This is a genomic window from Variovorax glucosi, assembly GCF_051216695.1.
In the GTDB taxonomy this organism is placed as follows: domain Bacteria; phylum Pseudomonadota; class Gammaproteobacteria; order Burkholderiales; family Burkholderiaceae_C; genus Variovorax.
On record NZ_JBPJZE010000002.1, the window covers coordinates 1164620 to 1190355 of the forward strand.

16 protein-coding genes are annotated in these 25736 nt (G+C 65.2%); 4 read left to right on the plus strand and 12 right to left on the minus strand.

Annotated elements, in window-relative coordinates:
* Window positions 1–41 precede the first annotated feature (41 nt).
* Together ACSFA3_RS13695 and ACSFA3_RS13700 are read left to right on the plus strand one after the other, a co-directional pair.
* On the plus strand, window positions 42–1292 hold the full coding sequence (locus ACSFA3_RS13695; RefSeq protein WP_435505988.1) for a YihY family inner membrane protein: 1251 nt from the start codon (window positions 42–44) through the stop codon (window positions 1290–1292).
* Window positions 1293–1652 (plus strand): thioredoxin family protein, encoded by a 360-nt coding sequence (locus ACSFA3_RS13700; RefSeq protein WP_435505989.1) that lies wholly within the window; start codon window positions 1293–1295, stop codon window positions 1650–1652.
* On the opposite strand, the gene ACSFA3_RS13705 is transcribed toward ACSFA3_RS13700, so the two are convergent.
* A complete protein-coding gene (locus ACSFA3_RS13705) occupies window positions 1649–2464 on the minus strand; it encodes an alpha/beta fold hydrolase (RefSeq protein ID WP_435505990.1) in 816 nt (271 codons plus the stop codon). The genes ACSFA3_RS13700 and ACSFA3_RS13705 overlap by 4 nt on opposite strands.
* Before the next feature lies 1 nt (window position 2465).
* A complete protein-coding gene (locus ACSFA3_RS13710) occupies window positions 2466–3776 on the minus strand; it encodes an O-acetylhomoserine aminocarboxypropyltransferase (protein ID WP_435505991.1) in 1311 nt (436 codons plus the stop codon).
* A gap of 98 nt (window positions 3777–3874) precedes the next feature.
* On the opposite strand from ACSFA3_RS13710, the gene ACSFA3_RS13715 reads away from it, so the two are divergent.
* Window positions 3875–4327 carry a CBS domain-containing protein gene (locus tag ACSFA3_RS13715; protein ID WP_435505992.1) on the plus strand — a complete coding sequence of 151 codons (453 nt, stop codon included), beginning with the start codon at window positions 3875–3877 and terminating at the stop codon, window positions 4325–4327.
* Here the strand turns inward: ACSFA3_RS13715 and ACSFA3_RS13720 are convergent.
* Entirely contained in the window at window positions 4285–5301 is a 1017-nt protein-coding gene (locus ACSFA3_RS13720) for a LysR family transcriptional regulator (protein WP_435505993.1), read from the minus strand. The genes ACSFA3_RS13715 and ACSFA3_RS13720 overlap by 43 nt on opposite strands.
* A gap of 79 nt (window positions 5302–5380) precedes the next feature.
* On the opposite strand from ACSFA3_RS13720, the gene ACSFA3_RS13725 reads away from it, so the two are divergent.
* Window positions 5381–6706, plus strand: a complete 1326-nt coding sequence (locus ACSFA3_RS13725; RefSeq protein WP_435505994.1) for an NAD(P)/FAD-dependent oxidoreductase — start codon at window positions 5381–5383, stop codon at window positions 6704–6706.
* Between the two features lie 19 nt (window positions 6707–6725).
* Here the strand turns inward: ACSFA3_RS13725 and ACSFA3_RS13730 are convergent, their stop codons facing one another.
* The 9 genes from ACSFA3_RS13730 to ACSFA3_RS13770 form a co-directional block, all read right to left on the minus strand.
* The gene (locus ACSFA3_RS13730; RefSeq protein WP_435505995.1) at window positions 6726–7124 is read right to left on the minus strand and encodes a RidA family protein; all 399 of its coding nucleotides are present in this window, start codon (window positions 7122–7124) and stop codon (window positions 6726–6728) included.
* Entirely contained in the window at window positions 7114–8289 is a 1176-nt protein-coding gene (locus ACSFA3_RS13735) for a DSD1 family PLP-dependent enzyme (protein WP_435505996.1), read from the minus strand. The genes ACSFA3_RS13730 and ACSFA3_RS13735 overlap by 11 nt, the downstream gene beginning before the upstream one ends.
* 139 nt (window positions 8290–8428) lie before the next feature.
* Window positions 8429–10180, minus strand: a complete 1752-nt coding sequence (gene poxB, locus ACSFA3_RS13740) for a ubiquinone-dependent pyruvate dehydrogenase (RefSeq protein ID WP_435505997.1) — start codon at window positions 10178–10180, stop codon at window positions 8429–8431.
* Window positions 10177–15381, minus strand: coding sequence for a malto-oligosyltrehalose synthase (locus tag ACSFA3_RS13745; RefSeq protein WP_435505998.1), 5205 nt, complete (start codon window positions 15379–15381; stop codon window positions 10177–10179). The genes poxB and ACSFA3_RS13745 overlap by 4 nt, the downstream gene beginning before the upstream one ends.
* Window positions 15374–17260, minus strand: coding sequence for a malto-oligosyltrehalose trehalohydrolase (gene treZ, locus ACSFA3_RS13750; protein ID WP_435505999.1), 1887 nt, complete (start codon window positions 17258–17260; stop codon window positions 15374–15376). The genes ACSFA3_RS13745 and treZ overlap by 8 nt, the downstream gene beginning before the upstream one ends.
* Window positions 17257–19407, minus strand: coding sequence for a glycogen debranching protein GlgX (glgX, locus tag ACSFA3_RS13755; RefSeq protein ID WP_435506000.1), 2151 nt, complete (start codon window positions 19405–19407; stop codon window positions 17257–17259). Before glgX ends, treZ begins: the two co-directional genes overlap by 4 nt.
* A 39-nt stretch (window positions 19408–19446) precedes the next feature.
* Entirely contained in the window at window positions 19447–20247 is an 801-nt protein-coding gene (locus tag ACSFA3_RS13760; protein ID WP_435506001.1) for a mechanosensitive ion channel family protein, read from the minus strand.
* A gap of 35 nt (window positions 20248–20282) precedes the next feature.
* Window positions 20283–23612, minus strand: a complete 3330-nt coding sequence (gene treS, locus ACSFA3_RS13765; RefSeq protein ID WP_435506002.1) for a maltose alpha-D-glucosyltransferase — start codon at window positions 23610–23612, stop codon at window positions 20283–20285.
* Window positions 23613–23638: 26 nt separating this feature from the next.
* Window positions 23639–25684 (minus strand): alpha-1,4-glucan--maltose-1-phosphate maltosyltransferase, encoded by a 2046-nt coding sequence (locus tag ACSFA3_RS13770; protein WP_435506227.1) that lies wholly within the window; start codon window positions 25682–25684, stop codon window positions 23639–23641.
* Window positions 25685–25736: the final 52 nt, after the last annotated feature.

Here is a 25736-nt window from a genome sequence, read left to right on the forward strand (position 1 = left end):
GAAGTGGGCAAGCCTGGGGGCGAGCTCTTTATGATACGAGGATGAAACGCCGGCCCTCCTGGAAAGACTTTTCCCACTTTCCCTGGCGCAACACCGCGGTGGCGCTGGGTCAACGCTTCAAGGAAGACCGCCTGGGGCTCACTGCCAGCAGCCTGACCTTCACGACCACCATTGCCATGGTGCCGTTCTTCACTGTCGCGCTCGCCCTGTTCACCGTCTTCCCGATGTTCGCCACCATGCAGGACCGCCTGCAGCGCTGGCTCATCGACAGCCTGATACCGGACAACATCGCGCGCCAGGTGCTTGGCTATCTGAACCAATTCGCCAGCAAGGCCAGCGGGCTCGGCGTTGCCGGGCTCGGCGTGTTGCTGGTCACCGCCATCGCGCTGATCCTGACCATCGACAAGACGCTCAACAACATCTGGCGCGTGCCCACGCCGCGTCCGCTGGCACAGCGCGTCTTCATCTACTGGGCCGCGATCACGCTCGGCCCGCCGATGCTGGCCGTGAGCCTGAGCACCACCTCGTATGTGTTCTCCGCATCGCGCGGCGCGGTCGGCGGCGAGGGCGGCGGAGGCGGCGGCACAGGCATGCTGAAGATGGTGTTCGACGCCTTCGAATTCGTGCTGCTTGCCGGTGGCATGGCCGCGCTCTATCGCTTCGTGCCCAACACCGCCGTGAAATGGACGCATGCCTTCGCCGGCGGTGTCTTCGTTGCCGCCGCAATCGAGATCGCCAAGCGCGTGCTCGGCTATTACCTGAGCCTGGTCCCGACCTATTCGGTGCTTTACGGCGCCTTCGCGACGGTTCCTATCCTGCTGATATGGATCTATGTCGCCTGGGTCATCGTGCTGCTGGGCGCGGTCATCGCGGCCTATCTTCCCAGTCTGGTGGCCGGCGTCGCGCGGCGCAGCGACACGCCGGGCTGGTCGTTCCTGCTGGCGGTCGAGGCGCTGCAGGAACTGCACGCCGCGCGCACTACGCCCGAGCGCGGACTGGACACCATCGAACTCGTGCATCGCCTGCGCGTCGATGCATTGCAGCTGGCGCCGGTGCTCGACACCCTGGTCGCTCTGGACTGGATCGCGCCGCTCGCCGAACGCACCGAGGCGGCAGACCGTCGCTACGTGATGCTCGTCACACCCGACACGACATCGCTGGTACCGCTGCTGGGCGAGCTCTTGCTGCCGCGAGCTGCCGCGCTGGCGCCGGTCTGGCAGCAGCGTCCTTTGGCGCAGCTCACGCTGCGCGACGTGTTGCGGCTCGAAACGCCGGCAAAGCGTGGTTTCTGAATGACCGTGCACGAACCGACCGACGCCCTTTGGGTCGTATGCCTCTGCGCCGAATGGTGCGGCGCCTGTCGCGAATACCGACCGTTCTTCGCGCAGGTCGAGCGCGCGCATCCCGGCTTTCGCTTCGCCTGGGTCGACATCGAGGACCATGCCGATCTGGCCGACGATTTCGATGTCGAGACCTTCCCGACCATCCTCGTGGCCGGCGCGGACGGCACGCGCTTCGTCGGTCCTTTGTTGCCGCATGCGGAGACGCTGTCGCGGATGCTGTCGGCATTGCAACCGCCACAGGTTTCCACGCCGCACGCCGCGAAGTTGCTTGCGGCGCTGAGAGCAGAGCCGAAAACGTTCTCGGTCTAGGCGTCCAGAAAATCCTTCAGCGCGAAAAGAACGGCATCCGGCGCTTCCGACATCAGCGCGTGTCCGGCCTGAACCGTCACGACCTTTGCGCCGGCGGCCTTCGTCTGCAGCGCCTTGGCAGCGCGCGGCGGCGTCATCTGGTCGGCGGCTCCGAGCAGGAACAGCACCGGACATCCCGCCGCTGCGACCGCGACCATCGCCGCTTCGCCGTTCGCATAGTCGTTGCAGGCCTTGAAGCCGACGTGGAACACATTGACTTCGCGGTTGCTCGCCAACACGCGCCGCATCAGCGCCCTCGAGCCGCCGTACAGCCAGGTGCCGGGACCGAGCGAGGAGGGCGGCGGCGCAAGCATCGAATGCGAGAAGCTGTTGACCATGTCGATCGCGCGCATGGGTGTATTCAGCGAACTTTCCAGCAGCGCAGGTGACACAGCCATCGGGTATGCCGTGCCAACCAGCGCGATGTGCGACACCCGCTCCGGCGCCTGCGCGGCGGTTTCCAGCGCGATCAGCGAGCCGAAGCTGTGCCCGACCAGCGCAGCCTTCTCGACGCCCGCGGCATCGAGCAGCGCGACGACGAAGCGTGCCGCGTCCTCAACGCTCGCCGGCGGCGCTCCGGCGCTGCGGCAGTGGCCGGGCAGGTCGATCGCCAGAACGTTCCAGCCGTGATTCGCGAACCAGCGGCTCTGCAGAATCCATACGCTGTGGTCGTTCAGCACGCCGTGGATGAACACGACAGTTGGCTTGGCCAGATCGAGCGTCTTGCCGCCTGTGTAGGCATAAGTGGTGTGACCGTCGACGATCAGTTCCATCTCAGGCACCCGCCTTCTCTGCAGCTTTCAGCGCGCGCTTGAGGTCGTCGATCAGGTCGGCCGGATCCTCGAGGCCGATCGACAGACGGATCGTGCCTTGCGAGATTCCCGCGCCCGCGAGCGCCTCGTCCGTCATCCGGAAATGCGTCGTGCTTGCCGGATGGATCACCAGGCTGCGGCAGTCGCCGACGTTGGCGAGATGGCTGAAGAGCTTCAGCGCCTCTATGAATTTCTTGCCTTGTTCGCGGCTGCCCTTGATGTCGAAGCTGAACACCGCGCCGGCACCTCGCGCACCGTGTCGCAGCAGCTTTCCAGCCAGAGCATGGCTCGGATGCGACGGCATCAGCGGATGACCGACGCGCGAGACGAACGGGTGCTCGGCCAGGAACTCGACGATCTTCTGCGTGTTGTCGATGTGCCGCTCCATGCGCAGCGGCAGCGTCTCGATGCCTTGCAGGATCAGCCATGCGGTGTGCGGGCTCATCGACGCTCCGAAGTCGCGCAGGCCTTCGCGGCGGGCACGCAGCAGGAAGGCGCCGACGGTGCTTTCCTCGCTGAAGACCATGTTGTGGAAGCCGTCGTAGGCCTGGCTCAGTTCGGCGAATCTGCCCGAACGCTCCCAGTCGAAGCTGCCGCCGTCGACCACCACGCCGCCGATCACCGTGCCGTGGCCGCTCAGGAACTTGGTTGCCGAGTGGTAGACCAGATCGGCGCCGTGGTCGAAAGGCTTGATGAGATAGGGCGAGGTGAGCGTCGAATCGACCAGCAGCGGCACGCCGGCTGCATGCGCGATGTCGCTGACGGCCGGTATGTCGAGCACGTCCAGCCCGGGATTGCCGACCGTCTCGCCGAACAGCAGCTTGGTGTTCGGCCGTATCGCCGCGCGCCAGCCGTCGAAGTCGCCGGGCTTGACGAAAGTCGTCTCGATGCCGAAGCGCCGCATCGTGTAGTGCAGCAGGTTCTGGGAGCCGCCGTAGAGCGCGGTGCTGGCGACGATGTGCGAGCCGGCGCCCATCAGCGTCGCGACGCTCAGGTGAAGCGCGGCCTGTCCGCTGGCGGTCGCAATGGCGCCGATGCCGCCTTCGAGCGCAGCCACGCGCTGCTCCAGCACGGCATTCGTCGGATTGCTGATGCGGCTGTAGACGTGACCGGCGCGTTCCAGGTTGAACAGCGCGGCGGCGTGGTCGCTGGACTCGAAGACGAAGGATGTCGTCAGGTGGATCGGCACGGCGCGCGCGCCGGTGGTCGGATCGGGCGCTGCGCCCGCGTGCAGGGCGAGCGTGTCGAATCCCGGATCGGAATAGCCTGGCATGTGTCTCCTTTGGCCGTTTTTTCAGGTGCGGCCTATTCTGAGCGAGCGCGGGTTATATTCAAACGCGATAACGACCAGAGCTTCAAAGAGGTATTCCGATGAAAGTCAGCGACATCCTGCGCGTCAAGGGCAACACGCTCTTCACCGTAACGCCCGATGAGCCGCTCTCCGTGGCCGTGGCCACGATGGCTGAAAAGGACATCGGTTCGCTGGTCGTCATGGAGCACGGCGACCTGGTCGGCATGCTTACCTTCCGCGAAGTGATCGTCTGCATCGTCGCCAACGGCGGGCAGGTCGGCACCACGCTGATCCGCAAGGCGATGGACGATGCGCCGGTCACCTGCACCGTCGAAACCGATCTCGACGAAGTCCGCCGCATCATGCTGGAGCGCCACGCGCGCTACATGCCGGTGATGGACAAGCGGATGCTGATGGGGGTGATCAGCTTCTACGACGTGGCCAAGACCATCGTGGACAGTCAGAATTTCGAGAACAAGATGCTGAAAGCCTACATCCGCGACTGGCCGGCAGAGGAAGACGGCAAGACCTGATCGAGCCCAAGCCCAAGCCCAAGGTGCTTCCCGTCGGCGTTGCCCGAGCGCCACGGCACCGGTTGCAGAGATTGCCGGAGCGATGCGAGAAACGCTGTCGTCCGCGCACTTCGTCCGTGTCGCGAGCCGAAAAGCGCGACGACATCGGCTGCCGGCGCTTCCCAGTTCGGCAGGATCGTCCGGAGGCGGCCCTGCGCTATGTCCTCCGCGACGTTCCACTCAGAACGCACGGCGATGCCCATGCCCGCCAGTGCCCAGTCGCGCACGACGGCACCGTCGTTGCTCGACATGGTCGGTGCGATTCGCACGGTGGCCGATTCGCCGTCTTCTGAAGCGAAACGCCAGAGACTGAAATCCTCGTTGTTCTCCTTGACGACGAGGCAGCGATGTCCGGCGAGATCGGCAGGCGAGGCGATCGGCCCTGCGCGTTCCAGATAGGCCGGGCTGGCGCAAAGCAGGCGCCGGTTCGGCGCCAGGGTCGTCGTTATCTGATTGGGTGGGCCCGCAGGCCCGATATGAATCACGACATCGCAGCTTTCGATCAGCTGAACACCGGGATGGTCCGACAGCTCCAGCGAGATCGTCACGCCCTGATGGGTGCGAGCGAAAGCCTCCGCCACCGGCGCGACGTAGAGTCTGCCGAAACCATGCGGGGCTGCCACCCGAAGCTGGCCGGTCACCTTTTTCGTGCGATCGGCCAGCGCTTCGGACAACGCTTCGATCGTCTCGGCCACCATCCGCCCATGCGCTGCGACCAGTACGCCTTCGTCCGTCAGCGAGGAACGCCGACCGGTCCTGTCGAGCAGCCGGATGCCGGCGCGCGCCTCCAGGGCCTGGAGTCGCTGCGACACGGCCGGCGGTGTGACGTGGAGCTTGCGCGCCGCTTCCGCCAGTGAGCTGGAGTCCGCAAGCACAGTGAAAAAAGCGAGGTCTTCCGAGGTGAGCATTAACCACGAGCTTAATGGCCGATGCATGAACCGTAAATTGCAAACTTAAATCCCGGCAACGAAAATCCAGGCTTCGATCATCCTTTCTGTCCAGGAACCCTTGCATATGCCAGCACCTCTGACTGCCGTTCCGACGTCGCCCGACTTGCCGGCCAGCGCCGATGTAGTCGTCATCGGTGGCGGCATCATCGGCGTGTTCACCGCCTACTACCTCGCGAAGCGCGGCATGAAGGTGGCGGTCGTCGAGAAGGGACGCATCGGTGCGGAGCAATCGAGCCGCAACTGGGGCTGGTGCCGGCAGCAGAACCGCGATGCCCGCGAGCTTCCGATGGCGACAAGGAGTCTTGACCTGTGGGAGCAATTCACCGCGGACACCGGCGAAGAAACCGGGTTTCAGCGGTGTGGCCTTCTCTATCTGAGCAACGACGAGCGTGAGCTGGAGGGTTGGGCCCGCTGGGGAGAATTCGCTCGCACCGTCGACGTGAATACCCGGATGCTGACTTCGGCCGAAGCCGCCGCGCACGGCCGGGTGACCGGCAAGGCGTGGAAAGGCGGCGTCTTTTCGCCCACGGACGGCACCGCCGACCCCTCGCGCGCCGCGCCTGCGGTGGCCCGGGCAGTCATGCGCCTGGGTGGAACGGTCCACCAGGGTTGTGCGGCGCGTGGCATCGAAACGGAAGCGGGACGACTTTCGGCGGTGGTCACCGAAAAAGGCACGATCCGGACCAAGATCGCCGTGCTGGCCGGCGGAGCCTGGGCATCGTCGTTCTGCCGTCAGTATGGAATCCGGTTTCCGCAGGCGGCCATCCGGCAGACGGTTCTCGCCGTGTCTCCGGGCGCAGCCGAATTGCCGTATACGCTCCACACCAAGGGCGTCTCCATGACCCGGCGCTCGGATGGCGGATACACGCTGTCCATCAGCGGTCGCGGTCGGGTCGATCCCACACCTCAGCTGCTGCGATTCGCCCCGCAATTCCTGCCCATGTTCCAGCGGCGCTGGCGCAACCTTGCGCCCGGCGGACTGGAAGGCATCCGGTCGGGTCACGAAGGCTGGTCGAAGTGGAGGCTCGATCGACCGACGCCGATGGAGCGGATGCGGGTCCTGGACCCGGCCGTCGACCGGTCGGTCGTGCAACTCACTTACGACCGGGCAGTCGCACTGGTCCCGCAGCTTGCAGAACGATCGATCACTTCGGCATGGGCCGGCTATGTCGACAGCACACCCGATGGCGTTCCCGGGATCGGTGAGACGGCCACCTTGCCGGGACTGGTCCTGGCCGCGGGATTCAGCGGCCATGGCTTCGGCATCGGACCGGGTGCGGGACACCTTATCGCCGACGTGGTCAGTGCCTGCAAACCCATCGTCGATCCTCGCCCTTACCATCCGGACCGGTTCCAGTCCTCCGCATGGGGCAAGGTCGCGGAGTTCTAGGCCGAGGCCTTCGCCTGGATCAGGCGAGTGCAGTGGCTTCGATTTCTATCTTGAACCCGAAGTGCAGCGCCGGCACGGGGACGATGGCGCGCGCGGGCAGGGCGCTGCCGGCCCACGCTGCATAGATGACGTTGAAGGCAGGCCAGTTGTCGATGTCGTCGAGATAGACGCGCACCTGCAACAGCTTCGCGATCTCCGATCCGCTGGCCAGCAGCGCCTGCTCGACATTGCTCAGGGTCTGGCGCGCCTGGTCTTCGAAGTCTGCTTCGGTCAGGCGCAGTCCGTCGGGCCCGATCGGCAGTTGTCCCGAGACGAAGACCAGCCCGGCGCCGCACACCGCATGGCTGTAGTGGCCGCCGGGTTTCGCGAGCGCCGGGACCTCGATGCGGACAGGACGTGCACCGGTGTCACCAGCCATGAAAACGCTCCCAGGTCTGAACGCGGCCGGCGTCATCGACGGCCTGATAGGACGGAAACTGCGCGCCTGTCGCGCAGGCATGGTTCGGCAGGATGCGCAGGCGCGTGCCGATGGGAAACGTCGATACGATGTCTGCATCGGGTTCGCCGGCACCAGGCTCTCGCGACAGGATTCCGTGTTCCTGGTTTGCGCTGCCGATCACATAGCCGGGCAACACCTCGCCGTCGATCGTGCAGACCTGGCCATAACCGAAGTCGTGGCCCATGCGCGACGTTCCCCGGTCCCGGCTCATCGCCATCCAGCCCGCATCGACGATGGCCCAGCCCTTTTCCGTCTGGTGGCCGATCACCGTGGTGAGCACGCTCAGCGCTATGTCGTCGGTCTTGCAGACGCCGATGTTGTGCATCACGAGGTCGAACAGCACGTACACGCCGGCGCGCAGTTCGGTCACGCCTTCGAGACCGTGCGCTTCGAGCGCGGTGGGTGTCGAGCCGACGCTCACCACATCGCAAGGCAGGCCGGCGTCACGGATGCGTTCTGCGGCGCGCACGCAACCGACGCGTTCCACTTCGGCCAGCGCAGCGAGAGCTTCCGGCGTCTCCAGCTCGTAGCTCGATCCCGCATGCGTGATGACACCGGCAAGCTTCATGCCGCCGTCGTGAAGTGCGCGTGCGATGTCGATCAGCCGCGGTTCCTCCGGTTTGACGCCGGAACGGTGGCCATCGGTGTCGATCTCGATCAGCACGTCGAAGGCTTCGCCGAAGCGATGGCCGAAATCGGCAATGACGTTCGCGCCTTCGAGGCTGTCCGTGATGATCGTGAGAGCGCATCCGGCGCGACGCAGTCGCAATGCGTGGTCGAGACGGTGGGCGGCCATGCCGACGGCGTAGAGGATGTCGGTCACGCCGGCTGCGAAGAATCTGTCGGCCTCCTTGAGCGTCGACACCGTGATGCCTCGCGCGCCCGCATGGCGCTGGGCTTCGAACACATCGGCACATTTCGTCGTCTTCACATGCGGCCGGAAGCGCACGCCCAGCGCATCGGCCTTCTTCTGCATGCGTTCGATGTTGCGGGTCATCCGGCCGGTGTCGATCACGGCGGCGGGCGTGTCGAGATTGGCCAGGGTTCTGGCGATAGCCGATGAATGCGTGGGTCGGGAGGTCATGACACGGCGAGTCCTTGGAGGGTCGATTTGCTTGTACCCTCGAATGTAGAACCGCCAGCGCGGCGCGTCGTTCAGCTTTGGAACATCCGCGATTAAGTTCTCCTTAACGCGCCCATCGGCCACGCACTGTGATTTCGATCTACGACCGCAGCAGATTGGTCTTCGCCAGCTCCACCAGTTCGTCTCCGCGCCCGTTCATCACTGCGCGAATCGAATAGAGACTGAATCCCTTCACCTGCGCCGCCTTGATCTTTGGCGGCATCACCAGCTCCATCGGATCGGTGACCACATCGATCAACGCCGGACCGTCGTGCGCGAAGGCTTCGCGCAACGCATGTTCCAGGTCCGCCGACCGCGTCACGCGTCGTCCGAAGAAGCCCATCTCGCGTGCGATGGCACCAAAATCCGGGTTTTTCAACGACACGTTGGTATCGACATAGCCTGCAGCCTTCTGCTCCATCTCGACGAAGCCTAGCGAACTGTTGTTGAAGACCACGATCTTGATCGGCAGCTTCATCTGTACGGCCGTCAGCATCTCGCCCATCAGCATCGTCAGGCCGCCGTCGCCGGACAGCGAGATCACCTGCCGGCCCGGAAAGGCTGCCTGCGCGCCGAGCGCCTGCGGCATCGCGTTCGCCATCGAGCCGTGGTTGAACGAGCCGACCAGCCGACGCCGGCCGTTCATAGCGAGATAGCGCGCAGCCCAGACCGACGGCGTGCCGACATCGGCGGTGAAGATCGCATCGTCGTTCGCCAGCGCATTCACGACGCGCGCGACGTATTGCGGATGCAGCGGCTCGTCGCCGTCCCGCGGCGTCGCGAGATCGTCGAGGCCTTCGCGTGCGCTGCGATAGTGCTCGAGTGCCGAATCCAGGAACTTCGCTTCGCGTCCGGCACGGATCTTCGGCAGCAGCATCGAAGCCGCTTCGCGCACGTCGCCGACGATGCCCATGGTCAATTGAGCGCGCCGGCCCAGCGCGGTCGGGTCGCTGTCGATCTGCACGATCGTCGCCTTGTCCGGATAGAAATTGCGATAGGGAAAGTCGGTGCCCAGCATCAGCAGCGTGTCGCATTCCATCATCGCGTGATAGCCCGACGAGAAGCCGATCAGCCCGGTCATTCCGACGTCGAACGGATTGTCCCATTCGATGTGTTCCTTGCCGCGGAATGCATGGACGATCGGCGCCTGCAGCGCATCGGCCAGCGCGACGACATCGGCATGCGCGCCGGCCGTACCGGCACCGCACAGCAGCGTGACGCGGCCCGCGTCGTTCAAGAGCGCAGCCAGCTTCTCGACCTCGCCCGCATCGGGAACGATGCGAGGCGCCACCGGCAATGCCAGCGTCGGCCGCGCGTTCTCGGGCGCGTCCTTCATCGACACGTCGCCCGGAATGACCAGTACCGCGACGCCCTTGCGACCGATGGCGGTACGTATTGCGCGGTGCAGCAGCTCGGGCAGTTGCGCCGGGTCCTGCAGCATTTCGCAGAAGTGGCTGCATTCGCGGAACAGCTCGGTAGGATGCGTCTCCTGGAAGTAGCCCAGGCCGATCTCGCTCGACGGAATGTGCGCCGCGATGGCCAGCACCGGGACGTGATTGCGCTGGCAGTCGTAGAGCCCGTTGATCAGGTGGACATGGCCGGGGCCGCAACTGCCGGCGCAGACCGCCAGCTCGCCTGTCACGGCGGCTTCGGCACCGGCCGCGAAAGCGCCGGCTTCCTCGTTGCGCACATGCATCCAGTCGATCTTCTCAAGCCGTCTGAGGCTGTCGTTGATCGCGTTCAGGCTGTCGCCGGTCACGCCCCAGACGCGTTGCACGCCGATGTCGGCGAGCGTCTGCACGATCAAGTCGGCGACGGACAGCGTCGGCTTCGATTTTCCGAACAGACTCATTGCGCTTCCTTGGATTCCGGTTCCCGTGGGTCCAGCGCCATCAACGCGGCTGCCGGGAAATGTGCGAAGAGGTTTCCGACCTGCAACGCGCCGTCGCGGACGGTGAGCACCTCGCCGGTGAAGACATGCTCGAAGCGGGCGCCGTCGGCCCAGCCCGGAAGCTGCACGGCGGTATCTTTCCAGACGGCGGCGCCGAGCGGCAGCCAGCCGTCGGAAGCGGCTTCTGCGGCCTTCGATTCGGCCGATGTCGCAAGACTGACGTAGAGCCGGCCGGCGACGACGACCAGCGTATGCGCTTCGTGATGCCGCGTGAAAGCGACCACATGCGACGCCTCGCTGCCACTCGCTTCGAGCGCCGTGTAGCCGCCGTTGCGAAACAGCGCCGGATTCTCGCGCCGCAGATCGAGCAGCCGCCATGTCGTCCACAGCTTGGCGCCACCGTCGTGCGGCGTCGCCGCGAGTGCGCTCGCGCCACCGGCCATGTCGTCGCTTGCGGCCATCGCATCGAGCCGGTCGAGCCAGCTGCTGCGCGCGGTGTAGTCGACCGGTCGGCGGTTGTCCGGGTCGACCAGGCTCAGGTCCATCAGCTCGTTGCCCTGGTACAGGTCGGGCACGCCGGCCGAGGTGTACTTGATGAGGATCATCGAGATGCTGTTGAGCGCACCGAACCAGGCCAGCGTGGCGCTCAGGCTTTCGAGGTCGGCACGGAACGCTTCGCTTTCGGCGCTGCCGAGCAGGCGCTTCACGAAGCCGGTCAGCGCGTCTTCATAGTCCTGATCCGGATGCACCCAGCTCGTGTGCGACTTGGATTCGCGGGCCGCCTTCAGCACGTAACGTTCGATGCGCTCGATGAACTCGGCGCGCCCGGCGTCGGTCAGTCCGCCGACGGGCAGGGTGCCGAGCAGCGTCTGGTAGAGCAGGTATTCGTCCGCTGCAGAAGGCACGACCGTCGGTGTGTCGTCGTCGGCCTCGGCCTCGCAGTCGACGTGCGGCACGTCGTTCATCGCCTTCCACCGACGCAGCGCCAGCCGCCATGTCGCCGGCATTTCGGACAGCACGTTGATGCGGTTGCGCACGTCTTCCGAGCGCTTGTTGTCGTGCGTCGACGTGGCAAGCATGGTGTGCGGCCAGCGCGATGCGCGATCGGTACTGACACTGTGAAACTCTTCGAGCGTCATGCCGAAATGCCCGGGCTCGCCGCCGACTTCGTTGAGCGAACTCAGTGGAAAGTACTGGTAGAAGGCCGTGTCCTCGACACCTTTTGCCGTCACCGGCGCGCTGAACTGCTGGAAGCGCACAGCCAGCCGGCGCGCGCGCTCGCGCAGGCCGGTCGACGCGTCGGGCACCGCTTCCCCGAGCAGCGTCATCCGCACGAAGTCGAACACCGACTCGTCCGCATCCAGGCTGCGATGTCGCGCCTCGGCGACGGCGGTGTCGATGTAGTGCAGGTCCTGCTCGGACGGCGTATCGACGATGTAGCTGCGGTAGACCGGCATGCACGCAGCGATCTCACCGAGCGCACGGCGCAGGCTGTTGAGCGTGTAGTCGCGCGTCCGGCGGTCGGAGCGGGCCATTCGCAGCAGCTCGGTCGACAGCACGTTGAGCTCGGAAGACAGCGCGTTGCGCATCGTCTGCCGCTTGCCTTCATAGGCCAGCTCGCCGAACTCCTGCTGCACGCCGGTGAAGCCGCGCCAGATGCGCATGAAGCGCTCCGCTGCACGCGTATCGACCATCACTCCGTTGACGACGGTGGCGAAGCGGTAGCCGGTGGTGCCGTGGATGTGCCAGGTCACCGGCACTTCCTCATGCGAAGCGGCGATCTTCTCGGCGACGACGTAGAGCGGACGTGGCGGCCGACCGTCCGCGTCGCTGGCGGGCAGTACCAGTCCCGCGCGACGCGCGTAGCCGTCCTGCAGCCGCTCGAAATACTCGGCCGGGTCGTAGAGTCCGTCCGGATGGTCGATGCGCAGCCCGTCGACCGCGCCGGAAGCCGACAGATCGAGCGCCATGCGGTGCGTCGCCTCGAAGACTTCCTCGCGTTCGATGCGCAGCGCGGCCAGCTCGTTGATGTCGAAGAAACGGCGGTAGTTGATCTCGTCGGCGGCCACGCGCCAGTACGACACGCGGTAAGCCTGCGCGTCGAGCAGCGCATGCAGCGCGTCGCGCTCGGAAGGCGCGTTGAAGCCTGCGACCGCTGCACGGATCGCCTGTGCGACTTCGGGGTTGCGCGCCAGCAGACGTGCGAGCCTGCCCTTCAGCATTTCCTTGTCGCGCGCACGTTCTGCCACCGATTCGGGGTCGGTCGACAGGCGAGGTGGCAGATGACCGAAAGCGGTCGCGACGCTGGCCAGGCTGGCCGTCAGATCGGGATCGTTCAGGGCGGCCTCGGCGCGCTGCAACACGCGCGCGTACGTCTCGGGTGCGAGCGGAAAACGGTGCTCGTGGTAATGCACTTCCATGCTGCCGCGCTCTGCATCGAAAGCCAGTTCGAGCTCGCCGCGCTCCAGCACGTCGCCGTAGTGGTCGCCCAGCACCGGCAGCAACACCTTGCCGGCCAGCTCCAGGTTCAGCGGTCGCCAATCGATGTCGAAATGCTGCGAATACTGCGAAGCCGGTCCGTTTTCCAGCACGTCCATCCACCACGCGTTGTCGGCGCCGAGCACGCCCATGTGGTTGGGCACCAGGTCGAGCAACTGGCCCATGCCGTTGGCCCGCAATGCCTCGGTGAAACGTTCGAAGCCTTCGCGACCACCGAGCTCGGGGTTGATCTCGTCATGCGCGACCACGTCGTAGCCGTGCATGCTGCCTGGCCGCGCGCGCTGGATCGGCGAGCAGTACACGTGGCTGATGCCGAGACGCGCCAGGTACGGCAACGCCGCGATCGCATGCTCGAAGCGGAAATCCTTGTGGAATTGCACGCGGTAGGTGGCGCGCGGAATCACGGTTTCGATGCTGCGGCGCGGCGGCATCTTGAGCGTCGGATGCGGGCGTATCGCGGCCAGCGTGCGGCAGAGTTCGAGCACGCGCTCGTCGGTCGACAGCTGCAGCAGATCGAGCGACAGCTTGCGTTGCCAGTTGGGATGCTCGGACGTGGTGCCGGGCATGTTGGCCTGCTCGGCCATGCCGATGGCATCTTCCAGTTGAACCATCATCACCTGTGACGGCGCGCTCGCGACGTAGGCGTGGATGGCCGAAACCACCTCCGACGACAGCGTCTGCGCACCGGTGGCGCCGGCCACTGCATCGGGCGACAGGAAGCCGGCGCGCTGCACCGCCAGCAGCAGGCGGACGCGTTCCTGCGCCCGGTCGAAAAGCTGTTTCTCGAACAGGGCCTGGTCCGGAAAAAGACCGAGCGACAGGCGCAACCGAAGGTCGTGACCGGTCCACCAGCCGGCCAGCGTGGCCAGATCGTGCGTGCTGATCGCGACCAGCGCGTTGCGCGGGTAGTCGGCCGGCGCGATGAAGTCGTTCTCGCGCGTGCGCTCGAAGTACAGCAGCTTGTACGACAGCACATCGCTGCGGGTCATCGCCGTGCGCATCTCTTCCAGCACGGTGCCCAGGTCTTCTCCGATCACCATGCACCGCTCGCGCTGGCTTTCGATGGCGACGATGCCGAGCATCTCGTCGAGGTTGTAGTGCACATACGCGCCGTCCTGCGGCGACTTGTGCGGCGGAATCCAGAACAGGCGCAGCAGGCCCATCACATGGTCGATTCGCAGGGCGCCGGCGGCGCGCATGTTGGCGCGCAGCGTCTCGATGAAGAAGCGGTAGCCGGTGGTGCGCAGCTTGTCGGGACGCAGCGGAGGCAGGCCCCAGCCCTGGCCGTTCGGGTTGAACTCGTCGGGCGGCGCGCCGACACTGGCGCCGTGCACGAAAGTGGTCTGCTCGCTCCAGGTGTCCGAGCCGGCGCGGTCGACCGACACGGCCAGGTCGAGGTAAAGCCCGACTGCCATGCCCAACGCTTCGCACTGGTCGCTCGCGCGGGTCAGCTGGCGGGTTGCCTGCCATTGCAGGTATTCGAAGTACTCGACCCGCTCGATGTTGGCTTCGCAGAACGCGGCGACTTCGGCCGAAGACGGATCGCGATAGGCCTCGGGCCAGACCGGCCAGCCCCAGACCGACGAATCGTCTGCGAAGAAATGTTCCTGTAGCGCCTCGAAAAGCGCATGGCGGCGCAGCGACGCGCCGCGCTCCTTGCGGAACGACTCGAAGGCAGGGTTCGGTCGGCTGCGGAATCGTGCATACAGCAGTTCGAGTACCTCGAACTTGGCCGCAGCCACACCGGGATAGTCGACCAGCAGCGTACCGCGCAGCGCGGCCAGGCGTGCCTGGAATTCGGGCGACTTCACCAGCCGTTGCGCGAAGTCGCAATCGCGGAATTCGTCGACCGCCTCGACGTCGATGTAGAGCACGTCCAGGTGCAGCCGCGAGGACGGGCTGTAAGGGCTGGTGTGCGCCGGGTTGTGCGGGAATAGTGCGTGCAGCGGGTTCAGCCCGACGATGCCCGCGCCGCGCTGTGCGGCCTGCTGCGCCAGCATCGCCAGATCGCCGAAATCGCCGATGCCCCAGTTGCGGCGCGAGCGCAGCGCATACAGCTGCACGGCCGGTCCCCAGACACGCCCCTCGCCGCGCAAAGCCGGCGGCTTGTAGCACTGCGTCGGCGCGCTGATGATGAAAGCGTCGCCGCTCGGCTTGCCGCCCACGTCGTCCAGCGACAGGCGGTGGTAGCCGGCCGGCAGCGAAAGCGCGATCGTGACTTCTCTTTCGCACCAGGCGACGCCGTCGATGTCGACGCGGTCCAGTTCCGGCACGGCGTGGAGCGACAGCTCGCCGTGATGCGGCGTGCCGTTCTCTTCATGCAGTGTCCAGGCGGCCTGTGCCTGGGCGGCCGGCACGCGGACGCGGAACGACCATCCTGCGCGATCGGCTTCGACCGCGATGGCCGGCGGCACGAACTCGCGCCAGCGCGCAGCCTCCGCGACCGCCAGGCTTTCCTGCGGTCTGACCGACGGGTCGATGCCGAAGCTGGCGAGCAGTGACGACAGGTTGGCCGACGGCGCCACATGGCGCTTGCCGAAGATGTCGTTGTAATCCGATGCGATGCCGAAGAAGGCGCCCAGGCGCTGGAGCGCCTCGTGTTCTTCGCGCGCCTCGTGGTTTGCGTGGTTCGCGTGGTTCGTGATCTGGGCGTTTTCAGACAAGTGGGTTCTCCTGAATGGTCACGTGGACGGCGCCGGGTTCGAGGCGCCACGGACTGTCGTCGGATGCCTCGCGCGTGCCGACGCCGCTCGAGTAGATGGTCTGGCCTTCCAGTGGGGTGATGCTGTCGGCGGGCGTCTTGCCGAAGTGCGCGACGAGTTGCAGCTTCGCGCCGCCCGGTTCGCCGTCGGCGCCGCCGATCGACCAATCGACGCGCAGCGCATCGCCGTCGCGCCAGTGGCGTCCGCCCGCATGCTGGCCGTCGAAGCGCGGCACCAGATGCGTCTTGCGCAGCGCCAGCAGTTCGCGGATGTGCGCGAGCAGTTCGCCGTGGACGCCTTCGGTGCGTTCGTCCCACTTCAGCTTCGACGCGGTGAAGGTCGATTCGGCATTCGGGTCGGGAATCTCGTCCAGCTTCGATTCGTCGCTGAAGGCGGCAAAGCCGCCGAACTCGGAGCGCCGGCCTTCGGAGACTGCCGAGGCCAGCTCGGGCCCGAAGTCGCAGAAGTAGAGGAAGGGCGTCGATGCGCCGTATTCCTCGCCCATGAACAGCATCGGCGTGTGAGGCGACAGCAGCAGGCAGGCGTAGGCCGCGCGCAGCAGCACCGGATCGGCCAGCGACGATATGCGGTCACCGAACGCCCGGTTGCCGACCTGGTCGTGCGTCTGCAGGAACGAGACGAAGCTTTCGAGCGGCAACTGCGCGCTCGGCTCGCCGCGCAGTTCGCCCTTGCGGAACTCCGACGCCTGGCCCTGGTAGACGAAGCCTTCGGCCAGCGCCACGCCGAATGTCGACACCGGGTCTTTCGCATAGTCGGCGTAATAGCCGTCGGTCTCGCCGGTCACGATGACATGCGCGACGTGGTGCAGGTCGTCGTTCCACTGCGCGCTGGCTGTGATCGGTTTCTGGTCGGCCTGGTCGCGCTCGAGGAAATGCGAGCCGTTGGCGTCGTTTTCCAGCACGACGTGGATCTTGCGGGTCTTGCCGGGGCCTTCCTGCAATGCTGTGCAGATGGCCGTGACGATGTCGATGGCCGAATCGTCGCGGATGGCGTGGACGGCGTCCATGCGCAGGCCGTCGCAACGGAATTCCTCGACCCAGTACAGCGCGTTGTGGATGAAGAAATCGCGTACGTCCGGCGACTGTTTGCCGTCGTAGTTGATGGCTGCGCCCCAGGGCGTCTGGTGTGCCGGGTTGAAGAACTCCGGCGTGCCGGCATGCAGGTAATTGCCTTCGGGACCGAAGTGGTTGTAGACCACGTCCATCAAGACGCTCATGCCGAGTCCGTGCGCCGCATCGACGAAGGCCTTGAGCTCGTCGGGCGTGCCGTACACGGCATCCGGCGCGAACAGCAGCACGCCGTCGTAGCCCCAGCCGCGCTGGCCTGGAAAGTCCGCCACCGGCAGCACTTCGATGACCGTGATGCCGAGATCGACCAGATCCTGCAGGCGCGCGGTCGCAGCCACGAACGTGCCTTCGGGCGTGAAGGTGCCGATGTGCATCTCGTAGATGACGGCTTCGGTCCAGGGGCGGCCGGTCCAGGCGCCGTCCTGCCAGTCGTAGCTGGCCGGGTCGACGACTTCGCTGGCTTCGTGCACGTCGTCGGGATTGCGGCGCGACGCAGGGTCGGGCACATGCAGGCCGTCGGGCAGGACGAAGCGATAGCGATCGCCGGCTCGTCCTTCGGCGACGGTCGCCCGGTGCCAGCCGGCTTCGTCGCGCGTCAGGGCGAGACCGGCAGTGCCGGCGCGTTGCGTCTTGCCGCTGTCGGTGAGGTCGAGTTCGATGCGCTCGACGCCGGGCGCCCAGAGCTGGAAGCGCACGCCGCCATCGTCGGGCAGCACGGTGGCCCCGAAGGGCATGGAATGGATGTTTTTCATGGTTGATGAACCGGAGAGTGAGACGGTCGGCGCAGCAGAGCGAGCGAGCGGCAATGCAGCGGATAGTCCGCCGCAAGCCAGAGGGTGTCGCCGACGTCCGGAACGTTGTCGTAGCGGGTGTCGATCTCGACGCGCCACGGCTGGCCGCCGTCGGCCGGCAGCCTGAAGTCGATGTCTTCGTGGTGGGCGTTGAAGAGCAGGAAGAAGTCGTCGTCGCGCAGCACTTCGCCGCGTACGCTCACGTCGGCGATCCCGAGACCGGACATGAACATGCCGACGCAGCGCGCGTTGCCGTCGCCCCAGTCGGCGGCGCTCATTTCGAGCCCGTCGGGCCGGTGCCAGACCAGGTCGCGCGCGGTGCTGTCTTCGAGCGGCGCGCCGCGAAAGAACGAGCGTCGGCCGAAGCACGGATGCTGGCGCCGCAAGTGGACCAGGCGCTGCACGAAGTCGAGCAGTGCTTCGCGGTCTGCATCGAGTTTCCAGTCGATCCAGCCGAGCGCGTTGTCCTGGCAATAGACGTTGTTGTTGCCGTCCTGCGTATGGCCGGATTCGTCGCCGGCCAGCAGCATCGGAACGCCTTGCGACAACAGCAGCGTCGCGAGCATGTTGCGCTTCTGGCGCGCGCGCAGGCTGATGATCTCGGGATCGTCGGTCGGCCCTTCGACACCGCAGTTCCACGACAGGTTGTTGCTGCTGCCGTCGCGGTTGTCTTCGCCGTTGGCCGTGTTGTGCTTGTAGTTGTACGAGACCAGGTCGTCGAGCGTGAAGCCGTCGTGCGCGGTGATGAAGTTGATGCTGGCATGCGGTCCCTTGCCGGACCAGCCGTACAGGTCCTGCGAACCGGTGAGGCGACCGGCGACTTCGCCGAGCTTGCCGCTGTCGCCTTTCCAGAAGCTGCGCATGCCGTCCCGGTAACGGTCGTTCCATTCGGCCCAGCCGAGCGGAAAGTTGCCGACCTGATAGCCGCCATGGCCGAGATCCCATGGTTCGGCGATGAGCTTGACGCGGTTCAGCACCGGGTCCTGGCGGATCGCGTCGAAGAAGCCGCCGAGGTTCTCCACCTTGCCGGATTCGCGCGCCAGCGCCGACGCAAGATCGAAGCGGAAGCCGTCGACGTGCATTTCCTCGACCCAGTAACGCAGCGAATCCATCACCAGTTGCAGCGCGCGCGGGTGTTCGAGATTCACCGTGTTGCCGCAGCCGGTGAAGTCGTCGTAGTAGCGCCGGTTGGCCGAATTGACGATGTAGTAGGCCGCGTTGTCCACGCCGCGCAGGGACAGTGTCGGGCCGAGCTGGTTGCCTTCGCAACTGTGGTTGTAGACGACGTCCAGGATGACCTCGATGCCGGCCGAATGCAGCGTCTTGACCATCGTCTTGAACTCCTTCACCTTGCGCGACGCGCTGTAGCGCATCTCCGGTGCGAAGAAGCCGAGCGTGTTGTAGCCCCAGTAGTTGCGCAGGCCTTTTTCGACCAGATGGCTGTCGTCGAGGAAGCTGTGGACCGGCAGCAGTTCGACGGTCGTCACGCCGAGCTTCTTCAGATACGCAATGACCGGCGCTGTCGCCAGCGCCGCGTAGCTGCCGCGCAGGTGATCGGGCACTTCGGGATGCTGCATCGTGAAGCCGCGAACATGCAGTTCGTAGATCACCATGTCCTGGCGCGGGATGTCCGGACGGCGGTCGTCGCCCCAGGTGAAGGCGGTTTCTAGCACGCGGCCTTTCGGCATCAGCGCGGCGCTGTCGCGGCGGTCGAACGAGAGGTCCTGGCGTTTGCTGCCGATGGTGTAGCCATACAGCGCATCGCCCCAGCGAAGGCTGCCTATCGTGTCCTTGGCATAAGGATCTAGCAGCAGCTTGTGCGGGTTGAAACGGTGGCCTTCTTCCGGCTTGTACGGGCCGTGCACGCGGTAGCCGTAGGCCATTCCGGGGCGCGCTTCCGGCAGGTAGCAATGCCAGACATGGTCGGTTCTCTCGCGCAGCGTGATGCGCTGCAGTTCACGGCGCCCGTTGTCGTCGAATATGCAGAGCTCGACGCGCTCGGCATGCTGGGAAAAGAGAGCGAAGTTGACGCCTTCACCGTCCCAGGTGGCACCAGGCGGATATGCGGTTCCGGGCCAGACGACGTGTATCGGATTGGGATGCTTCATCTCGTCAACGATGCACGTATCGGGCCCGGTCCACTCGGATCAAGGCGAGCGCTTGTCGTACGGGCCGCGCACACCCGAGGACTTCAGAGGTTCGCCGAGCGCACCGGGACCCGTGGGTCGCGAAGCATCCTTGACGGCTTCCTTGGCGATGTCCTTCAACGGATCCTTGGTCGGAGGATTGCGCGGCCACCACTGCTCGATCCGCTCCGCGGCCCAGTCCTTGCCGCCGATGCCGAAAGCCAGCGCCACCGCGAATACCACTCCGCCCAGCAGGATCAGGAAGCTCTCGCGAATGATGTCGCCGCCGACCTTGATCTGGTCGAGCGCGATCAGCACCACGAACGCCAGCGCCGCGTATTGCGCCAGCTTGCCCAGCAGCATTGCGTCCTGCAGCTTCACGTTGCGCCCGTAGGTCGTCACGGTGTCGCGGATGAAGCGTGCGAAGTACGCGCCGAAAGCCAGCACCAGCAAGGCAACGAAGACATTGGGCACGAACCACACCACGCGGCCGAGCAGGTCGGTGATGTAGGTCAGGCCGAGTCCGTTGAAGGCGATCAGCAGTGCAGCGAGGATGACGAGCCAGTACGCGAGGATGCCGAAGATGCTGGTGGTGTCGCCGGCCATGCCGCCCTGGCGCAGGAAGTTGTCCATGCCCGAGCGCTCGGTCAGCACCGGGAAGTTGATCGCCCTCAGCGCCTTGATGAGCGCGAAGCGGGCCACCTTCGCCAAAAGCCACCCGCCGATAACGACCACCACTGCGATCAGCAGACGCGGAAGGAAAGCACCGATCTGGAACAGGATGGCCCGGACGGGCTCCAGGGTGACGCCGAAATTTTCCATGATGACTCCCGATTCGTTGATGTGTTCAGCCAGGTTCAGCTGCGGTCGACGAGCGCCAGGATGCCTTGCAGAGGCACCTGAACCCAGTCGAGACGATTGCCGAGTTCGTAACGCAATTCGTACATCGCCTTCTCGAACTCGAACAGCGCGAGCAGGCGCTCCGAAGCTTCCGCCGTCTGTGCAGAGCCGCCCGTCGCCATGCGCGCTTCGTAGGCGTCGAGGAAGGCGCCGCGCGCCTTGACCTCCCAGTCGCGCGCCGCTGGTTCGAGCTTGGCCAGCTCGTCGGCGTTGTGCACGACCTTGCGCAACGCCGACCAGCGCGCGTAATTGAGCGACCGCACCATGCCGGCCACGTCGCGCAGCGCCGAACTGCGCTCCCGACGTTCTTCGAAGGTCCGTGCGGGCTCGCCTTCGAAGTCGATGATCAGGAAGTCGTTGCGCGACACCAGCACCTGGCCCAGGTGGTAGTCGCCGTGGTAGCGCGTCTTCAGTCCGTCCTGACCCTCGAGCGGGAAAGCCGCAACCCGCGCACGCACCTGAGCAGATCGGGCGAGCAGGCGCTTGGCTTCTTCCTGCACTTCCGGCGTGAGTTCGGGAAGGCGTTCGGCCAGCAGATCCAGCGTGTGTCCGGCTTCGTCGGCGGCACGGTCGCGCCAGCGGACGATGTCTTCCGCAACGATCGGCTCCGGATCGAACGCCGCATCGCCCGTCACCTTAGACAGCGCCAGATGCAGCTCGGCCGTGCGCTCGCCCAGCGTGTGCATGAGCGCGAGAAAGCCGCCGTGAACGTCGATCGGTTGCTGCGTGGCTTCGACCGTGCGAATACCTTCGAGGTAGCGCGACAGGTAATCGAGCGTGTAGTCCCAGCCGTCGCCCTGGTTCGGAACATAGGCCTGGACCAGTGCCAGCGTGGTGTTCGTGCCGTCGTTCGAGATGTGCTCAAGTGCACCGGCGACCGGCACGCAGTTCGGATACTTCGCCACTTCCGTCAGGAAGCGGCCGACCTCCAGTTCCGGGTTGATGCCGGTGCGAACGCGACGGTAGCCCTTCAAAAACAACTTCTCGCCGAGCATCACCACCGTGTTGCTGCTCGCGCCGCTCGGTTGCGTGACCGGAAGCGAATCCAGATCGCCGCCGACCAGACCCGCGAAAGCGGCTGTCGGCCTGAACAGCAGGCGGCCGTGCGCTGTCGGCAGCTCGGTACGCAGACCGATGGCCTCGATCATCGCGCGGCAGAAGGTCTCGTCGTAGAACGCATCGGCCATCACGCCGACATTGGCCTGCTGGCGCACCTTGGCAACCGCACCGGGGGACATCGTGCGGATCAGTTCCTCGTCGGTTTCCTCCCAGGCGAGGGCAAGCGGCACGAAATACGACACCGGATCGTCCGGCCCTTCGAGCACGATGTGCGGCAGCATCCAGCTGCGCTGTCCTGCCTCCCACACCACGTAATCCTCGAGCCTGGCACGCGCGATCGGCGTACCCTTAGACGCATACCAGCGCTGGGTCTCGATGTGGCGCGGCAGCGTTTCCGTCTCGAACTGCTGACGCATGCGGTCGGCCATGCCGATACGCCACGGCATCACGCGGTCGCGGAAGAAGCTGGTCCAGCCGTCGAACAGCACCAGCACCGGGCGGTCCTGCAACGGGATGCCTTCGGGGCGGCGCTCCTGCGTCTCGATTTCCGACGAAAGCCGGAACCAGTAGAAGCCGTGCGACGGCATCGTCAGCAGATAAGGCAGCTCGCCGACCGGCGGGAATTCCGTCTTGCCGAGCATCTCGACAGGCACTCGACCCTTGTACGACGACAGGTCGAGTTCAACCGGCTGCGCCGAGCCGGAAAGATTGAACACCGACAGGATCAGGTCGCCGTCGTGCTCGCTGATGTACGCAAGCACCTTGCGGTTGGCAGGCTTCAGGAAACGACGACGGCCGCGACCGAAGGCACGGCTGGTCTTGCGCACCGCGAGCATCCGCTTGGTCCAGTTCAGCAGCGAACTCGATTCGCGCGACTGCGTCTCGACGTTCAGTGCCTCGTAGCCGTACATCGCGTCCATGATCGGCTGCAGGTACAGGCTTTGCGGATCGGCGCGCGAAAAGCCGGCGTTGCGGTCGGGGCTCCACTGCATTGGCGTACGCACGCCATTGCGGTCGCCGACGAACACGTTGTCGCCCATGCCGATCTCGTCGCCGTAGTAAATGATCGGCGAACCGGGCATCGACAGCAGCATGCTGTTCATCAGCTTGATGCGGTCCGGGTCGTTTTCCATCAGCGGCGCGAGACGCCGGCGGATGCCCAGGTTGATGCGCGCACGCGGGTCGGCGGCATACATGCGGTACATGTAGTCGCGCTCCTTGCTGGTCACCATCTCGAGCGTCAGCTCGTCGTGGTTGCGCAGGAAGATCGCCCATTGGCAACCGTCCGGAATCTCGGGTGTCTGCTGCAGGATCTCGATGATCGGGTCGCGGTCTTCCTGCGCGATGGCCATGTACATGCGCGGCATCAGCGGGAAGTGATAAGCCATGTGGCATTCGTCGCCGTTGCCGAAATACTCTCGCACGTCTTCCGGCCACATGTTGGCCTCGGCCAGCAGGAACCGGTTCTTGTATTCGGCGTCGATGGCTGCGCGCAATTGCTTGATGACGACGTGCGTCTCGGGCAGGTTCTCGTTGCTGGTGCCGTCGCGCTCGATGAGGTAGGGAATCGCGTCCAGACGGAAGCCGTCGACGCCCATGTCGAGCCAGAAGCGCATCGTCTTCAGGATGGCTTCCATCACCGCCGGATTGTCGAAATTCAGGTCGGGCTGATGGCTGAAGAAGCGGTGCCAGAAGTACTGCTTCGCGACCGGGTCCCAGGTCCAGTTCGACGTCTCGGTGTCGGTGAAGATGATCCGCGTGCCCTGGTAGATCTGGTCGGTGTCACTCCAGACATAGAAATTGCGTTCTGGCGAACCGGGCGGAGCCTTGCGTGCCGCCTTGAACCACGGATGCTGGTCCGACGTGTGGTTGATGACCAGCTCGGTGATCACGCGCAGCCCGCGGTCATGCGCGGCTTCGAGCATCTCCTTGAAATCGGCGATCGTCCCGTACTGCGGATTGACGTCTTCGTACTCGGAAATGTCGTAGCCGTCATCGCGCAACGGCGACGGATAGAACGGCATCAGCCAGATGGTGTTGACGCCCAGGTCCTTGACGTAATCCAGCTTCGCCGTCACGCCCTTGAAGTCGCCGACGCCGTCGTTGTTGGTGTCGAAGAACGCCTTGACGTTGAGCTGGTAGATGACGGCGTCGCGGTACCACTGCGGGTCGTCGCTGGTGTCGATCTCGGGGGTTTCCAGCGTCAGTGCGGGCAGGGGTGCATTCATGGCTTCGGTATCTTTGAACGAGAAGGTCACTGGAAGGAATCGAAGTCGTGCTCGTCGCGAACGCGACGGCGAACGACGAACACATGGGCGGAAGCCTGCTGCGGATCGAGACGAACGTAGTGCCAGTCGCCTTGCCACAGATAGCGTTCGTCTGAAAGCAAGTCGTGGACCTGGAACGGCTGACCGGGCTCGACGCCGATCGATGCCGGCTCCAGGCCGATCCATCCATCCTGCGCGTTCTGTGGATCGAGATTGACCACCGTCACGATCACGTTGCGGCCGTCTTCCGACGCCTTCGCATAGGCGATCAACTGGTCGTTCTCGACGGCGAGAAAGCGAAGACTTGAATTCGACTGCAGCGCGACGTTGGCCTTGCGGATCGCATTCAGCCGGGTGATCAACGGGGCCAGGCTGTCCGCGCTGTCGTGGTCCCAGGTGCGGAGCTGGTACTTCTCGGAGTCGAGATATTCCTCGCTACCCGGACCGCGCGGCTTGTATTCGAGCAGCTCGTAGGCCGGGCCGTAGATGCCGTAGCTGGCTGCCAATGTCGTGGCCAGTACCAGACGAAGCCGGAACATCGCGGCCTCGCCGCTCTGCAGCTGCGCGTGCAGGATGTCGGGCGTGTTGGGCCAGACGTTGGGACGGAAGTAGTCGATGCCCGGGCTCTGGATCAGCTCGGTGAAATACGCTTCGAGTTCCGCTTTCGTGTTGCGCCAGGTGAAGTAGGTGTACGACTGCGAATAGCCGACCTTCGCGAGCCGGTGCATGACCTTCGGACGTGTGAACGCTTCGGCCAGGAAGATGATTTCAGGATGTTCGCGCTTGATCTCGCCGATCACCCATTCCCAGAAAGGGAAAGCCTTGGTGTGCGGATTGTCGACGCGAAACACCGTGACGCCTTCGCCGATCCAGTGGTCGAACACGCTCTTGAGTTCTGCCCACAGACCGCGCCAGTCGTCGCATTCGAAGTTGAACGGGTAGATGTCCTGGTACTTCTTCGGCGGGTTCTCGGCGTACTGCACGCTGCCGTCCGGACGCCAGCGGAACCAGCCCGGATGTTCCTTGACATACGGGTGGTCGGGCGCGCACTGGAACGCGATGTCGAGTGCGATGTCGAGACCGGCTTCCTTCGCCTTGCCGACGAGGCTGCGGAAATCTTCAGCCGTGCCGAGTTCGGGAAGGATCGACTTGTGGCCGCCTTCGTCCGAGCCGATGGCCCACGGGCTGCCGACATCGCCGTCTTCGGTGACGAGGGCGTTGTTCTTCCCCTTGCGCTGGATGCGACCGACCGGATGGATCGGCGGAAAGTACAGCACGTCGAACCCCATCGCGGCGATGGCCGGAATCCGTGCTTCCACATCGCGCAACGTCCCGTGCACGCCGGGCTCGGTGCCTGCGGAACGCGGGAACAATTCGTACCAGCTGCTGAAGCGCGCCTTCCGGCGATCGGCGACCAGCGGCATCGCGACCGGATAGTGTGCCTCGAAACGTCGGTCCGGGTATAGCGAAGCCAGTGCATCGAGTTCGCCGTCGAGCGCGGTCGCCTTGATGCTGATCGCTTCGATGTCCGGGTCCTGCGCGATGCGGTCGAGTTCGTCCGCGAGCTGCAGCAGCGTCTGCTGGTCCGCACCTTGTGCACGGGAGGCCGCGCCGGCGATTTCGAGCGAGCCGACCTGCGCGGCGATGCGGATGTCTTCGTCGTCGATGCGGCGCGTCAGTTCATGGCGCCAGGAAGCGAAAGAGTCGACCCAGGCCACGACCGTGTAAAGGTAACGCCCCGGCACTGGCGGTACGAAAGACGCTTCCCAGATGTCGTTGTTCAGCAGAACCATCGGCACTTCGTTGAAGGCGGTCTCGCCTTCCGGACGCCATTGCAGAACGACGCGCAAAGCGTCGTGGCCGTCTGCAAAGCAATGCGCCGTCACGTCGAAGCGTTCGCCCGCGACACGCTTTATCGCGAAGCGACCCCCATCGACGTTGGGCAGCACCGCATCGACAACCGCACGAATGCGGCCGTCGAACCCGACCTGAAGATCTGCGCTCGTCGTCGCGGGCGTATTCGTACCGGTCATCTTTTTCGCTGCGGTCTTGGTCGAAGCTTTGGCCTTGCCTTTTGCTTCGGTG